This window comes from Pseudomonas sp. M5 (genome assembly GCF_016907075.1).
In the GTDB taxonomy this organism is placed as follows: Bacteria; Pseudomonadota; Gammaproteobacteria; order Pseudomonadales; family Pseudomonadaceae; genus Aquipseudomonas; species Aquipseudomonas putida_E.
In genome coordinates this window covers 2,769,646-2,781,972 of sequence record NZ_JAFBBH010000001.1, presented here as the reverse complement: position 1 = coordinate 2,781,972, position 12,327 = coordinate 2,769,646, and the positions used below count along the sequence as shown (strand labels likewise).

The window sequence follows — 12,327 nt, the reverse complement described above, 5'->3', positions numbered from 1 at the left end:
CAGTTAGCGTTATCAGGGCCGCAAAGCGGCCCTGGATCGCCTACCTGACTGGCATTACCCCTAGGGGCGTTAGGCGTAGTGCTTGGCCGGGCTGTTCTCTACCAGGTCCAGCGCCTCATCGTTGTCGGCACTGATCTTGTGGTACAGGGCTGCATCGGTGGCCAGGGTCTTCTCGCGAGCCGGGAAGATTTCCTTGAGCTTGGCAGCCCAGGCGCCCTTGGCCTGCTCGGGGAAGCAGCGCTCGATCAGTTCAAGCATGATCGACACGGTCACCGACGCACCAGGGGATGCGCCGAGCAGTGCCGCGATACTGCCGTCCTGTGCCGACACCAACTCAGTACCGAACTGTAGGATGCCGCCTTTTTTCGGGTCCTTCTTGATGATCTGCACGCGCTGGCCAGCCACTTCCAGGCGCCAGTCTTCAGCCTTGGCCTGCGGATAGAAGCGGCGCAGCGACTCGAGGCGCTGTTCCATCGACTGCATCACTTCGCTGACCAGGTACTTGGTCAGGTCCATGTTGTCGCGGGCCACGGCCAGCATCGGGCCGATGTTGCCCATGCGCACCGACAGTGGCAGGTCCATCACCGAGCCGTGCTTGAGGAACTTGGTGGTAAAGCCTGCGTACGGGCCGAACAGCAGCGATGTCTTGCCGTCCACCACGCGGGTGTCCAGGTGCGGCACCGACATCGGCGGCGCGCCAACGGCGGCCTGGCTGTAGACCTTGGCCTGGTGCTGCTTGACGATTTCCGGGTTGTCGCAACGCAGCCACTGGCCGCTTACCGGGAAGCCGCCGAAGCCTTTGCTCTCCGGGATGCCGGACAGTTGCAGCAGCGGCAGTGCCGCGCCGCCGGCGCCGAGGAACACGAAGCGGGCGTCCACTTCACGGCTGCCGCCGCTGTTGACGTCCTTGATGCTGACGGTCCAGCCAGCGCCGTTACGGCGCAGGCCGACGACCTTCTTGCTGTACTTGACCTGCGCATTCTGCGAGTCGCCCAGCAGCTTGAGCAGCTTGTTGGTCAGTGCGCCGAAGTTGACGTCGGTACCTTTGGTCACGCGGGTGGCGGCGATGTGCTGGTCGGCCGGGCGGCCGGGCATCATCAGCGGCATCCACTCATTCATCACCGCCTTGTCTTCGGTGTATTCCATCTCGGCGAAGGCATGGTGCTGCTTGAGCAGCTCGAAACGCTTCTTGAGGAAGGAAACACCCTTGTCACCTTCGACGTAGCTCAGGTGCGGGACAGGGTTGATGAAGGCACGGGCCGGGCCGAAATTGCCTTTTTTGCTCAGGTAAGCCCAGAACTGGCGCGAGACCTCGAACTGGGCATTGATGTGCACGGCCTTCTTGATGTCGATGCTGCCATCGGCGGCCTGGGGCGTGTAGTTCAGCTCGCACAGGCCGGCATGGCCGGTGCCTGCGTTGTTCCAGGGGTTGGAGCTTTCCGCGGCCCCGGAGTCCATCGCCTCGACGACCTCAAGCTTCAGGGTCGGGTCGAGCTCCTTGAGCAGTACGGCCAGGGTGGCACTCATGATGCCCGCGCCTACCAGTACTACATCAACCGATTCGTTCTGCGCCATTTAACGCGTCTCCACAATCTACAGCTACCTAATTGACAGCATAGGACCCCAGGTGTGCCAGGATCGCCATGTCCGACTCTTCGCAGTTCTTGCAACTTCCGCGGACACCGCCAAATCAGTCTTCGGGTTCGTCTATTGAACGCCGTTTGCCACAGGTGCGGCAATTCGACTTATGGTCAAGGTGTCGTGCGTGCGTTATGGAGCGGTTTCAGACACCCATGTGAAATGAGCGTATCAGCCGCCTGTTCAGGGCTGTTCGGGACACATCTGTCGCTATTGCACATGCCAGACTGTTCATTTGCTCGCCACACTCTCGTGAAGTTGTGAAAACCGTTTTTTTCACGCTCTTTTGGAGACGTGAACCTCAAAAGGGGACTGCGCGATGGCAACCCGCAGGTTCATGCAGTGCGAAGGCCCGGAAAAGCAGGCACGACAGCCGATGCAAGACCTGAGTGGAAGGCTCTCTGTGGGCGAAGCGGTGAAGGTGCCGGGGTCAAACGGCAAATGCGGGGCCCGATCAGGAGACGTCCTTATAATCGGGGGGAGATTATAACGATGTCGCGGGCAGAAAGGTCGTTATTCGTGCTTTTTATTGCAGCGTTTGTCAGGCGGGCAGGGTGCGCCGCTGCCAATGGCCGCTTGCATGGGCGCAAACCCGGGCGTTGGCGGGCAGCGGGCGGCCCAGCCAGGCAAGCTGGATTTCTTTGACCTGCACCCAGCCGTTGCTGCCTGGTGGCTGGCTGCATTGCTTGAATCCCAGGCAGTTGCCGTCGCCATCGAGGCGTGCATAGGTATTGTGGCGCGGGCGTTGGAAGAGCAGGGTCCAGAGCGAGGCCATGGTGTCGAGTCCTGTGTGTTAGGGCTTGCAGCGAAGATAACAGCAGGACCATGAACCGCGTGTGACAGAAGGGCCTGGCTTCAACCGGCAAGCCTCAAGAAGACGCCTGCGCCCCGTGCGGTCTGCTTTTACTTGTAGCTTGCCGCTTGTAGCGTGCCGCTAGGTATACTGTGGGCCTTTGCCGCTTTTTCTGGAGAAACACGCATGTTGCAACGTCTGTTGTTCGGTTTGCTTGCCGTGGCCAGCCTGAGCCTGGTCGGTTGTGCCCACAGCCCGCAACAACTCAGCCCGCAACCCAAGCTCAACGCCCAGCTCGCCCCGGTCGGCCACGGCCAGCCGGTGGTGGTCAAGGTGGTGGACGGCCGGGCTTCGCAGTCCCTGGGCACTCGTGGTGGCATGTACCCCGAGACCAGCACCATCAGCGTCAATGGCAATGACATCGTGCCCAAGCTGCAGGCTCAGGCCGAGGCGGCCGTACGCCTGTTGGGCTTCACCCCTTCGGCCAACGCCTCCAACGCGCCGCAACTGACCGTGACCCTGGCCGAATTGAAGTACCAGTCGCCCAAGGAAAACCTGTACGTGACCGAGGCTACCATCGGCGCCACCTTCCGTGCTGATGTGTCGAACGCCAACCGCCGTTACAGCGGCCGTTACGGCGCCTCGTTGGACCAGCGCTTCGGCATGGCGCCCAACCAGGAAACCAACACCAAGCTGGTGGGGGATGTGTTGAGCGATGCGTTGACCCGCCTGTTCAAAGACCCGACCATCGGCCAGGTGCTGGGCGAATAAGCTTTTCGCTGTACCGAGAACAAACCCGCTGCCTGCGTGCCAGGCAGCGGGTTTTTTTTGGTTTTTCGAAGGCCTCAGGCCGCTTGGATATGAAAATCCAGCACGCTCACGCCCGTCAGCAGGTCCACCTCTGGCAAATGCTCATGCGCATGCCCGCCCAGGGCGCAATACACCAGCCACTGGCGGTCCTGGACATTGATGGCAAAACCATCGATCAACGCCTGCTGTTCATCGCTCTGGGCAATGAGATAGAGGCGGTCCTGGTTTTCGGCGTGCAGCATGTACTCGCTCCGGTTCGGGAAAAGGCCGACAGGGTGGCCTGCCTTGATGACGAGCGTGTGACAGATGAAATTTAGTGACACTTTGTCGCCAAGTCCGGGCGCCAGGGCCGGTCTTCGGTAGAATGCCGGCCTTCGCTGGCGTTCTGACCGAGGTTGCGTGATGTCCTTGCAAGTGCTTTGGGGGGTTCTGGCCGCCCATCCGACCAAGCTGATCAATCTGCTGGCATTGTTGATGACCTGCCCGGGCGGGTTGCTGCTGCACAGTGCACGGCGTCGCCAGGCCATCACCCGCGAAAGCCTGGCAGTGGATGACGGGCTGGTGGATGCATTCGACCAGCGGGTGCCGCGCTATTACTACATTCTGGGCTTTTCCTGCCTGGCGATGGCCTTGCTGCTGTCCTGGTTCAGTACCTGGATCTGAACCATGCGGGGCCGCCAAGCGGCCCCTGTGGTCAGGCAACCGGCGCCTGTTGCCTGACCTGATACTGGTTGCGCACCGGCGTGGCGTATTGCAACACCAGGTATGGCCGCTGCTCCTGCGGGCAGGCGTCCAGGCGGCGTTGCCATTCTTCCTTGGCTTTTGCCAGCTCCTCGGCCGGGAACAGCTTCTCGGCGCTCGGCACCTGTAGTGCCTCATCCTTTTCGCCCCACATTGCGTAGGCCAGGTAGTGCACCGGGAACAGTCGGTAGCCACCCAGAATCTGCCGGTCGATCTCCTGCGCCAGCTGCTTGGTGTCCTCGTAGAACGCGGTTACCGGCGGGGCGAAGTTGATGTGTACCCGGCCCTTGTAGCCGGTGATGCCTTTGGCGATGCTGTTGTCGTCTTCACCTGGCGCCTTCTGATAGGTGCCGGTAGTCGCACGGATATACAGTTCGCGCGCCTTGGCCTGGTCGCAGGGGTCGTACTCGTAGCTGATCGACACCGGAGTAAGGTTAAGGCCCTGGATCACCGCACCGAAAGGCTCATCCTTGCGGCTCATGTGGAACATCTTGAGGATGGCCGAGTCGGTGCGGTCATCGCCATCTTTGGCACGGCCTTCGGCCTGGGCGATCCAGATCGAAGCGCCGTCGTTGCGGATCGAATGGTTGATGTAGGCCGAGAGCAGTTGGTAGGCCGCGAGCTTTTCGCGCCGGCCAGTGAGCGAGCGGTGGACGATGAAGCTCTTGTTCAGGCGCATCATGTCGCTGACGAACGGCTTTTGCAGCAGGTTGTCGCCAATGGCGATGCGTGGCGTCGGCAGGCCTGCGTGGTACACCGCGTAGTTGACGAAGGCCGGGTCCATGACGATGTCACGGTGGTTGGCCAGGAACAGATAGGCGGTACCGGATTTGAGTTGCTCGACGCCTGTGTACGTGACCCCGTCGGTAGCGCGCTCGATGGTGTGGTCGACGTAGTATTCGACCTTGTCCTGCAATGTGGACACGCAGGTAACCCCGGCGAACTCCTTGCGCAGGCGGCGGGCGATCAGCGGCTTGAGCAACCAGCCGAGTGCCCCGGCTGCGCGCGGGAAGCGGAAGTGGGTGAGGATATCGAGGAATGCCGGGTCGCTGAGCAGGCGTGCCAGCACGGCAGGGACCTCAGCATCGTCGTACGGTCGGATGGCATCGAATTCGCCCATCATGCTCTCTTGTTGGAAACGGCTAGGGTAATAAAGTAGGGGTGGGGCCCGAAAAACGGCTCGGACACACGCAGGCCCTGTAAACAGACCGGCAATTATACGCATAAGTCACTGCGGAGGCCGCGATGCTGGAAACCGACTTCTACGATTGCCCTTATTGCGGCGAGCGCGTGGAAACCACCGTGGACATCTCTGGTGGCGACCAGATGTATACCGAAGACTGCCAGGTATGTTGTCAGCCGGTGGTGTTCATCCTGCAGGTGCACGGCGACGAATGGATGCTCGAAGTCAGACGCGAGGACGATGCCTGATGCGGCGGATCTACGAACCGGAAACCTTGCTGGAGGCAGAAATGCTCGCTGGCATGCTGGCCAGCGAGGGTATCGAGGTGCACCTGATCGGCCGTGACCTGATGGGCGGTGTTGGCGAGTTGCCGATGCAAGGCTTGCTCGGGCTCGCCGTGGCCGATGAGCAGGCAGGTTACGCACGGCAGCTGATCGATGCGTACAATGGCGCCCAGCCGCTTGTCGGCGACGAACCGGAGAGCTATCCCGGTACCTTGATCTGCTAGGTTCTGAAATCGCCCATGTGTGGACGCTATGCCCTGTTTCGCTGGCCCCAGGTGCTGGCAAGCCTGCCAGGCTTTCCTGCCGGTCAGCCGGCGCAATGGAATATCTCGCCCGGCGCTTCGGTGCTGATCCAGCGCCAGGTCGACGGCCAGATGCAGTTGGCCAAGGCGCGCTGGGGCCTGACCCCGGCCTGGCTCACTGACCTCTCACGCACCCCCGCGCATGCCCGGGCCGAAACCCTGGCCGAGCAACCGATGTTCCGCGAAGCGTTACGTCTGCGGCGCTGCCTGATGCCAGCCAACGGTTTTTACGAATGGCGTGGCACGGTGCGCAAACGGCCGTACTGGTTGACGCCGGGGGAGGGTTCGTCGTTGTATTTCGCGGCCATATGGGAAGCCTACCCGGTCCAGGACCAGGTGTGGCTGAGCTGTGCGGTGGTGACCCAGGCGGCGATGAACCAACGCCGGCCGTTGATTCTCGATGAGGCGGGGCAGGCCGCATGGCTGGCCCCTGACACACCGCTGCCGCGTCTGCATGAGCTGCTCGCCAGCCCACCGGCCACGCTACGTGAGCGGGCGCTGGCGAATTTCGTCAATGACCCGAAGCTGGATGCGCCCGAGTGCCTGACGCCGGCCTGATGAGGCCGGTACTGGCGAAGAAAATCTTCCCTGCGGCTCTGGTAGCCCATGGGCGACTCGGCCTAGGATATCCCGCATGTAAAAAGGGAGTGTTTTCATGCGTAAGTCTTTTGTCGTCAGCCTCTTGAGCGCTGGCATCCTGCTGGCTGGCTGCCAGGCGGTCAATACCACCAGCGGCGGTGCTGTCGGCGTCGAGCGCAAGCAGTACATGTTCAGCATGCTCTCGACCGATGAGGTCAACCAGATGTACGCCCAGTCGTACCAGCAGACCCTTGGCGAGGCGTCGAACAAGGGCGTGCTGGACAAGTCCAGCGCCGATGCCAGGCGCGTGCAGGTGATTGCCGACCGGCTGATCGCCCAGGCGCCGAAATTCCGCCCGGATGCCGCCCAGTGGCAGTGGGAGGTCAATGTGATCAAGAGCGATGAGCTCAACGCCAACTGCGGCCCTGGCGGCAAGATCATCGTCTACACCGGCCTGATCGACCAGCTCAAGCTTACCGATGCCGAGATTGCGGCAGTGGTGGGGCATGAGATCGCCCACGCGCTGCGTGAACACAGTCGCGAAGCGATGTCCAAGGCTTACGGTGTGGAAATGGCCCGCCAGGGCGCAGGTGCGCTGTTTGGCCTTGGCCAGAACAGCATTGCGCTGGCAGACCAGGTGGTGAACTACGCCATGACCTTGCCCAACAGCCGCGCCAACGAGAACGAAGCCGACCTGATCGGCCTGGAACTGTCGGCGCGTGCCGGCTACGACCCGAATGCCGCGATCACCTTGTGGAACAAGATGAGCAAGGCGTCCGAGGGTGCGCCACCTGAGTTCATGAGCACTCACCCGGCCTCGGACAGCCGGATCGCCTCGTTGCAGGCGGCAATTCCCAAGGTCATGCCGCTGTATCAGGCCGCCAAGAAGTAAGAGCAGCTGCGAGCTACAAGCTACAAGCTACAAGCTACAAGCAAGAGCAGTACGCGTACATCTGCTCTTTCTTGCAGCTTGCAGCTTTACCCCACCCACCCACTGGTTTTCATTGCCGAGTAGACGGCGACGATCGCCAGCACGATGAAGGCCGTCGCGGCCAGGCGACGAATCAGCGTAAGCGGCAGTTTTTCTGCGGCGAAATTGCCCGCCAGGACTACCGGTACGTTCGCAATCAGCATGCCTAACGTGGTACCGATGATGACCATGATCAGGTGCGGGTACTGGGCTGCCAGCATCACCGTGGCAACCTGGGTCTTGTCACCGATCTCGGCCAGGAAGAACGCGATCAGCGTAGTAAGGAACGGGCCGAAGCGCCGCGCAGGGTTTTCATCATCATCCATCTTGTCTGGCACCAGGGTCCACAGGGCCGTGGCGGTAAAGCTCGCGGCGAGAATCCAGTGCAGCGTCGACTCGCTGAAGAACCCGCTGACCCAGGCGCCTACGGCACCTGCGGCGGCATGGTTGGCCAAGGTGGCGGCGATGATGCCGGCGATGATCGGCCAGGGCTTGCGGAAGCGAGCAGCCAGAATGAGCGCGAGCAATTGCGTCTTGTCGCCGATTTCGGCAAGCGCGACGATCGCGGTGGGTACGAGTAGCGATTCCAGCATCAGGGTTCCTGTGGGGGCGGGTCGACACGGCTATGACACGTACAGCCTCCCCGCCCCGGGTAAGGTGTGCGTGTCATAGGTCTTGTCAAACCCTGGACCTGTCTGCGCAGATCGTGGGTCGCACGCGCCATGGCCTGTGGGCCAAGTGTGTTGACGCGTGCCGGGCAAGCAGGGTGCTTGCGGGAGACTACTCCCCTAGGACGGTGCGGATTCTGCCTAGCCGAAACGCTTTGGGCAAGCCCTGTTTTTATCAGCGTGTTGCTTGATAGATGCGAAAACCGTCTGCCTCGGCACAGGTCCGACAGTTGCCCAGCGCGCCTTCGATCAGAGGCTGGTAACGCAGGAAACTGTTGGCGACCAAGCGCATTTCGCCGCCTTTTCGCAGATGTTGGCCTGATTTTTTCAGCAGGTTTTCCGATGCCTGGTAGTTGGTGTGCACACCGGTATGGAACGGCGGGTTACTCAGGATCAGGCTCAGGTCGCCGGGTGCAGCATCGATACCGTCGCCACTGATAACTTCACCTTCCAGCTGATTGGCCGCCAGCGTCAGGCGGCTGGCCGCCACGGCGAAGGCGTCTACGTCCAGCATCGTGACCCGGCTCTGTGGGTAACGGCGTTTGACTGTGGCGCCGAGTACACCGGCACCGCAGCCAAAGTCCAGTACATGGCCCACTGGCAGGTTATCCAGGTGCTTGAGCAGCAACGCTGTGCCGCGGTCCAGGCGGCCGTGGCTGAACACGCCAGGCAGGCTGACCACCTGCAGCGGGCCGTCTTCCAGTTCAAGCGCGAAGCGTTCGGCCAGGCTTTCCAGTGGCTTGGCTTCGGGCGCGTTGTCCACGGTGACCTGCCATAGCTGGCAATGCCGGGCACTGTCGAGCTTGCGTGGCTTGCCCAAGGCCTGCAAATGCTTGGCTGCGCCTTCGATGCCGCCGCGTTTTTCGCCCACCAGGTAGAGTTCGCCGCCGCCCAGGCGTGACGCCAGTGCGTTTAGCAGGTAGGCCGCCAGTTCGCGCGACTTGGGCAGGAACAGTACGGCCGCCTCGAAGGCGACCGGCGGCACGTCGACGCCGTAATGGCTGCGCCCGGCAAAGCGGGCGTCAAGTATGGCCTGATCGCCCGCGTGCCAGGTCCAGGCATTGGCCTCTGGCAGCTGGCCGAGCAGGTCATCGGCGGGGGCGCCGGCGATCAGCAGTGGACCCTGGAACAGGTCCGCCTGGCGGAGCAAAACTTCACTGCGCGGGTCCATGGACGACGCCTCCTGAAAAAAGTGGCGCAGTGTAGCAGAGCCTGCCCTTGCGCTCAGCTGACCACGCGGCGTGGCTGGCCGGCAAAGAATGCCTGGGCGTTCTCGCTGAGTTGGCCGACGATGCGCTGGCGCGATTCCACCGCGCCCCAGGCGCTGTGCGGCGTGATCAGCAGGCGCGGGATGTCGCCGGCCAGCAGCGGGTTGCCGTTGACCGGCGGCTCGACGCTCAGCACGTCGGTGGCGGCGCCGCCCAGATGGCCGCGACGAAGGGTGTCGGCCAGGGCCTGCTCGTCTATCAGGCCGCCACGTGCGGTATTGACCACCAGCGCGCCGGGCTTGAGCAATGCCAGCTCACGTGCGCCGATCATGTGCCGTGTGTGTTCGTTGAGGGGGCAGTGCAACGTCAGGGCATCGACCTGCGGCAGCAGTTCGTCCAGCGGCAGGCGATCGTTGCGCGCCGGGCGCCCGGGGATCTGCCCGCTCAGCACGCGCATGCCAAAGGCTTCTGCAAGCCGCGCGACGGCGCCACCGAGTTCACCATGGCCGAGCAGGCCTAGGGTTTTGCCTTCCAGTTCCACGATCGGGAAGTCCAGCAGGCAGAACTGGCTGGCCTTGGCCCATTGGCCGTCGGCCACCGCCTGGTTGTAGTCGCACAAGCGCGTGGCCAGCGCCAGCAGCAGGGCCAGGGTGTGCTGTGCCACCGAGGGCGTGCCGTAGCCCTGGCAGTTGCAGACAGTGATGCCCTGAGCGCGGGCGGCAGCCAGGTCGACGTTGTTGGTACCGGTGGCGGCGACCAGGATCAGCTTGAGCTGTGGGTTGGCTGACAGAGCGTTGGCGTCGAGCATGACCTTGTTGCTGATCACCGCAACGGCGCCCTGCAGGCGCTCGGCTACCTGATCCGGGCGGGTGGCGTTGTACAGTTCGAGCGCGTCGAACTGGCTCTGCAAAGGTGAAAGGTCGAGGTCACCAAGGTCCAGGGATTCATGATCGAGAAACACAGCGCGACGCGGGCTGGGCATAGGTACGGCTCCAGTGGCAGGGCAAGGGTTGATCCATCGACCGAACAATGCCACTCATACCTCGCGCAGCCAAATCATTCCTTCGGCTGATTTGACCGTCACATTGGCGAACTACAGTAGGCACAGACTTGTCCGGCTCGCTTTTCAAGAAGGGATAACCATGCTGCAGACCCGCATCATCAAGCCCGCCGAGGGCGCCTACAGCTTTCCTCTGCTGATCAAACGCCTGCTGATGTCCGGCAGCCGCTATGAAAAGACCCGCGAGATCGTCTACCGCGACCAGTTGCGGCTGACCTATCCACAGCTCAACGAGCGTATCGCCCGCCTGGCCAACGTGCTGACCGAAGCCGGGGTCAAGGCCGGTGACACCGTGGCGGTGATGGATTGGGACAGCCACCGTTATCTGGAATGCATGTTCGCCATCCCGATGATCGGCGCGGTGGTGCACACCATCAACGTACGTCTGTCGCCTGAGCAGATCCTCTACACCATGAACCATGCCGAGGACCGCTTCGTGCTGGTCAACAGCGATTTTGTCGGCCTTTACCAGGCCATTGCCGGGCAGTTGACCACGGTCGACAAGACCCTGCTGTTGACCGATGGCCCGGACAAGACCGCCGAACTGCCGAACCTGGTGGGCGAGTACGAGCAGTTGCTGGCGGCGGCCAGCCCGCATTACGACTTCCCGGATTTCGACGAGAACTCGGTCGCCACCACGTTCTACACCACCGGCACCACAGGTAACCCCAAGGGCGTCTACTTCACCCACCGCCAGTTGGTGCTGCACACCTTGGCCGAGGCCTCGGTGACCGGGAGTATCGACAGCGTCCGCCTGCTTGGCAGCAATGATGTGTACATGCCCATCACGCCCATGTTTCACGTGCATGCCTGGGGCATCCCGTATGCGGCGACCATGCTCGGTCTGAAACAGGTGTACCCGGGCCGCTACGAGCCCGACATGCTGATCAAGCTCTGGCGGGACGAGAAGGTCACCTTCTCGCACTGCGTACCCACCATCCTGCAGATGCTGCTCAATTGTCCGAGCTCCCAGGGCCAGGACTTCGGCGGCTGGAAGATCATCATCGGTGGCAGTGCGCTCAACCGCTCGCTATATCAAGCGGCGCTGGCCCGGGGCATTCAGCTGACTGCAGCCTATGGCATGTCCGAAACGTGCCCGCTGATTTCTGCCGCCCACCTGAACGATGAGCTGCAGGCCGGCAGCGAAGACGAACGCGTGACCTACCGCATCAAGGCCGGTGTCCCGGTGCCGCTGGTGGAAGCTGCGATCGTCGATGGCGATGGCAATTTCCTCCCGGCAGATGGCGAGACTCAAGGTGAGCTGGTGCTGCGTGCGCCTTGGTTGACCATGGGCTATTTCAAGGAGCCGGAGAAAAGCGAGGAGCTGTGGCAGGGTGGCTGGCTGCACACCGGTGACGTCGCCACGCTCGACGGCATGGGTTACATAGACATTCGCGACCGCATCAAGGACGTGATCAAGACTGGGGGTGAATGGATATCTTCCCTGGACCTCGAGGACCTGATCAGCCGGCATCCTGGAGTGCGCGAGGTTGCAGTGGTTGGGGTCGCCGACCCGCAGTGGGGGGAGCGCCCGTTCGCCCTGCTGGTGGTGCATGACGGCCAGGCTGTCGATGCCAAGGCGTTGAAGGAACACCTCAAGCCATTTGTAGAGCAAGGGCACATCAACAAGTGGGCGATTCCCTGCCAGATCGCCGTTGTTACAGAAATTCCCAAGACCAGTGTCGGGAAGCTCGACAAGAAGCGCATCCGCCAGGACATCGTCCAGTGGCAGGCGAGTAACAGCGCCTTCCTTTCCACGCTGTAACCGCGTTGCGGGTCGTGTACCCCGGGGCACGACCCGCAGGCCAGAGCGGCCGTCACCTTGCCAATCGGTAAAAATCGGCCATGCTTGGGCACTGCCGGTGCGTAACCTGGGAACACGCCAGGGCGAATTGGCCAACGGTGTGCAAATCACACTTTAGAGGGATCAAGCACCTTGGTCTGCTGGCTATAGTCGGGGCCAGGGGATTTTCAGGAATGGGGGAGGGCGACACGCGCAACACGTGTCGCCACGGGCGCAAGCCTGCATACCGGTCGCACGGGCCGTTCTTGAAAGGACTCACTGCCATAACAAAAAAGTACATGGAGTAG

14 protein-coding genes and 1 riboswitch are annotated in these 12,327 nt (G+C 62.2%); of the genes, 7 read left to right on the top strand and 7 right to left on the bottom strand.

Annotated features, from left to right (window positions below; all coding sequences use genetic code 11):
• Positions 1-69: 69 nt before the first annotated feature.
• Positions 70-1,575, bottom strand: a complete 1,506-nt coding sequence (gene mqo / locus JOE27_RS12665; RefSeq protein ID WP_119687768.1) for a malate dehydrogenase (quinone) — start codon at positions 1,573-1,575, stop codon at positions 70-72.
• Between the two features lie 604 nt (positions 1,576-2,179).
• Entirely contained in the window at positions 2,180-2,413 is a 234-nt protein-coding gene (locus JOE27_RS12660) for a hypothetical protein (protein WP_046784547.1), read from the bottom strand.
• A gap of 204 nt (positions 2,414-2,617) precedes the next feature.
• On the opposite strand from JOE27_RS12660, the gene JOE27_RS12655 reads away from it, so the two are divergent.
• Positions 2,618-3,202 carry a YajG family lipoprotein gene (locus JOE27_RS12655; protein WP_039603065.1) on the top strand — a complete coding sequence of 195 codons (585 nt, stop codon included), beginning with the start codon at positions 2,618-2,620 and terminating at the stop codon, positions 3,200-3,202.
• 74 nt (positions 3,203-3,276) lie between these two features.
• On the opposite strand, the gene JOE27_RS12650 is transcribed toward JOE27_RS12655, so the two are convergent.
• Positions 3,277-3,483 (bottom strand): hypothetical protein, encoded by a 207-nt coding sequence (locus JOE27_RS12650; protein ID WP_046784546.1) that lies wholly within the window; start codon positions 3,481-3,483, stop codon positions 3,277-3,279.
• Positions 3,484-3,643: 160 nt separating this feature from the next.
• Here JOE27_RS12650 and JOE27_RS12645 point away from each other — a divergent pair, with 160 nt between their 5' ends.
• On the top strand, positions 3,644-3,904 hold the full coding sequence (locus tag JOE27_RS12645) for a hypothetical protein (protein ID WP_012316240.1): 261 nt from the start codon (positions 3,644-3,646) through the stop codon (positions 3,902-3,904).
• Between the two features lie 31 nt (positions 3,905-3,935).
• Here the strand turns inward: JOE27_RS12645 and JOE27_RS12640 are convergent, their stop codons facing one another.
• Entirely contained in the window at positions 3,936-5,105 is a 1,170-nt protein-coding gene (locus JOE27_RS12640) for a 1-acyl-sn-glycerol-3-phosphate acyltransferase (RefSeq protein WP_161871248.1), read from the bottom strand.
• A gap of 122 nt (positions 5,106-5,227) precedes the next feature.
• On the opposite strand from JOE27_RS12640, the gene JOE27_RS12635 reads away from it, so the two are divergent.
• The 4 genes from JOE27_RS12635 to JOE27_RS12620 all read left to right on the top strand — a co-directional run bounded on the left by JOE27_RS12635 (position 5,228) and on the right by JOE27_RS12620 (position 7,222).
• Positions 5,228-5,413: a CPXCG motif-containing cysteine-rich protein gene (locus JOE27_RS12635; protein ID WP_012316238.1), complete on the top strand. Its 186-nt coding sequence runs from the start codon at positions 5,228-5,230 to the stop codon at positions 5,411-5,413.
• Positions 5,413-5,673: a DUF2007 domain-containing protein gene (locus JOE27_RS12630; protein WP_115273872.1), complete on the top strand. Its 261-nt coding sequence runs from the start codon at positions 5,413-5,415 to the stop codon at positions 5,671-5,673. Before JOE27_RS12635 ends, JOE27_RS12630 begins: the two co-directional genes overlap by 1 nt.
• A gap of 15 nt (positions 5,674-5,688) precedes the next feature.
• Entirely contained in the window at positions 5,689-6,309 is a 621-nt protein-coding gene (locus JOE27_RS12625; protein WP_115273873.1) for an SOS response-associated peptidase, read from the top strand.
• Between the two features lie 97 nt (positions 6,310-6,406).
• Positions 6,407-7,222, top strand: a complete 816-nt coding sequence (locus tag JOE27_RS12620) for a M48 family metallopeptidase (protein ID WP_012316235.1) — start codon at positions 6,407-6,409, stop codon at positions 7,220-7,222.
• A gap of 86 nt (positions 7,223-7,308) precedes the next feature.
• Here JOE27_RS12620 and JOE27_RS12615 read toward each other — a convergent pair whose 3' ends face one another.
• The 3 genes from JOE27_RS12615 to JOE27_RS12605 form a co-directional block, all read right to left on the bottom strand.
• Positions 7,309-7,890: a TMEM165/GDT1 family protein gene (locus tag JOE27_RS12615; protein ID WP_174141606.1), complete on the bottom strand. Its 582-nt coding sequence runs from the start codon at positions 7,888-7,890 to the stop codon at positions 7,309-7,311.
• A 91-nt stretch (positions 7,891-7,981) separates the two neighbouring features.
• A riboswitch (yybP-ykoY riboswitch) is annotated at positions 7,982-8,101 on the bottom strand.
• Between the two features lie 42 nt (positions 8,102-8,143).
• Positions 8,144-9,139, bottom strand: a complete 996-nt coding sequence (locus JOE27_RS12610) for a class I SAM-dependent methyltransferase (protein ID WP_204918877.1) — start codon at positions 9,137-9,139, stop codon at positions 8,144-8,146.
• A 53-nt stretch (positions 9,140-9,192) separates the two neighbouring features.
• On the bottom strand, positions 9,193-10,158 hold the full coding sequence (locus JOE27_RS12605) for a 2-hydroxyacid dehydrogenase (protein WP_115273875.1): 966 nt from the start codon (positions 10,156-10,158) through the stop codon (positions 9,193-9,195).
• A gap of 160 nt (positions 10,159-10,318) precedes the next feature.
• Here JOE27_RS12605 and JOE27_RS12600 point away from each other — a divergent pair, with 160 nt between their 5' ends.
• Entirely contained in the window at positions 10,319-12,001 is a 1,683-nt protein-coding gene (locus JOE27_RS12600; RefSeq protein WP_046784540.1) for a fatty acid--CoA ligase, read from the top strand.
• Positions 12,002-12,327: the final 326 nt, after the last annotated feature.

Coding starts and splice junctions, on each gene's coding strand:
- mqo (WP_119687768.1), bottom strand. CDS start 1,575: ATGGCGCAGAACGAATCGGTTGATGTAGTACTGGTAGGCGCGGGCATC.
- JOE27_RS12660 (WP_046784547.1), bottom strand. CDS start 2,413: ATGGCCTCGCTCTGGACCCTGCTCTTCCAACGCCCGCGCCACAATACC.
- JOE27_RS12655 (WP_039603065.1), top strand. CDS start 2,618: ATGTTGCAACGTCTGTTGTTCGGTTTGCTTGCCGTGGCCAGCCTGAGC.
- JOE27_RS12650 (WP_046784546.1), bottom strand. CDS start 3,483: ATGCTGCACGCCGAAAACCAGGACCGCCTCTATCTCATTGCCCAGAGC.
- JOE27_RS12645 (WP_012316240.1), top strand. CDS start 3,644: ATGTCCTTGCAAGTGCTTTGGGGGGTTCTGGCCGCCCATCCGACCAAG.
- JOE27_RS12640 (WP_161871248.1), bottom strand. CDS start 5,105: ATGATGGGCGAATTCGATGCCATCCGACCGTACGACGATGCTGAGGTC.
- JOE27_RS12635 (WP_012316238.1), top strand. CDS start 5,228: ATGCTGGAAACCGACTTCTACGATTGCCCTTATTGCGGCGAGCGCGTG.
- JOE27_RS12630 (WP_115273872.1), top strand. CDS start 5,413: ATGCGGCGGATCTACGAACCGGAAACCTTGCTGGAGGCAGAAATGCTC.
- JOE27_RS12625 (WP_115273873.1), top strand. CDS start 5,689: ATGTGTGGACGCTATGCCCTGTTTCGCTGGCCCCAGGTGCTGGCAAGC.
- JOE27_RS12620 (WP_012316235.1), top strand. CDS start 6,407: ATGCGTAAGTCTTTTGTCGTCAGCCTCTTGAGCGCTGGCATCCTGCTG.
- JOE27_RS12610 (WP_204918877.1), bottom strand. CDS start 9,139: ATGGACCCGCGCAGTGAAGTTTTGCTCCGCCAGGCGGACCTGTTCCAG.
- JOE27_RS12605 (WP_115273875.1), bottom strand. CDS start 10,158: ATGCCCAGCCCGCGTCGCGCTGTGTTTCTCGATCATGAATCCCTGGAC.
- JOE27_RS12600 (WP_046784540.1), top strand. CDS start 10,319: ATGCTGCAGACCCGCATCATCAAGCCCGCCGAGGGCGCCTACAGCTTT.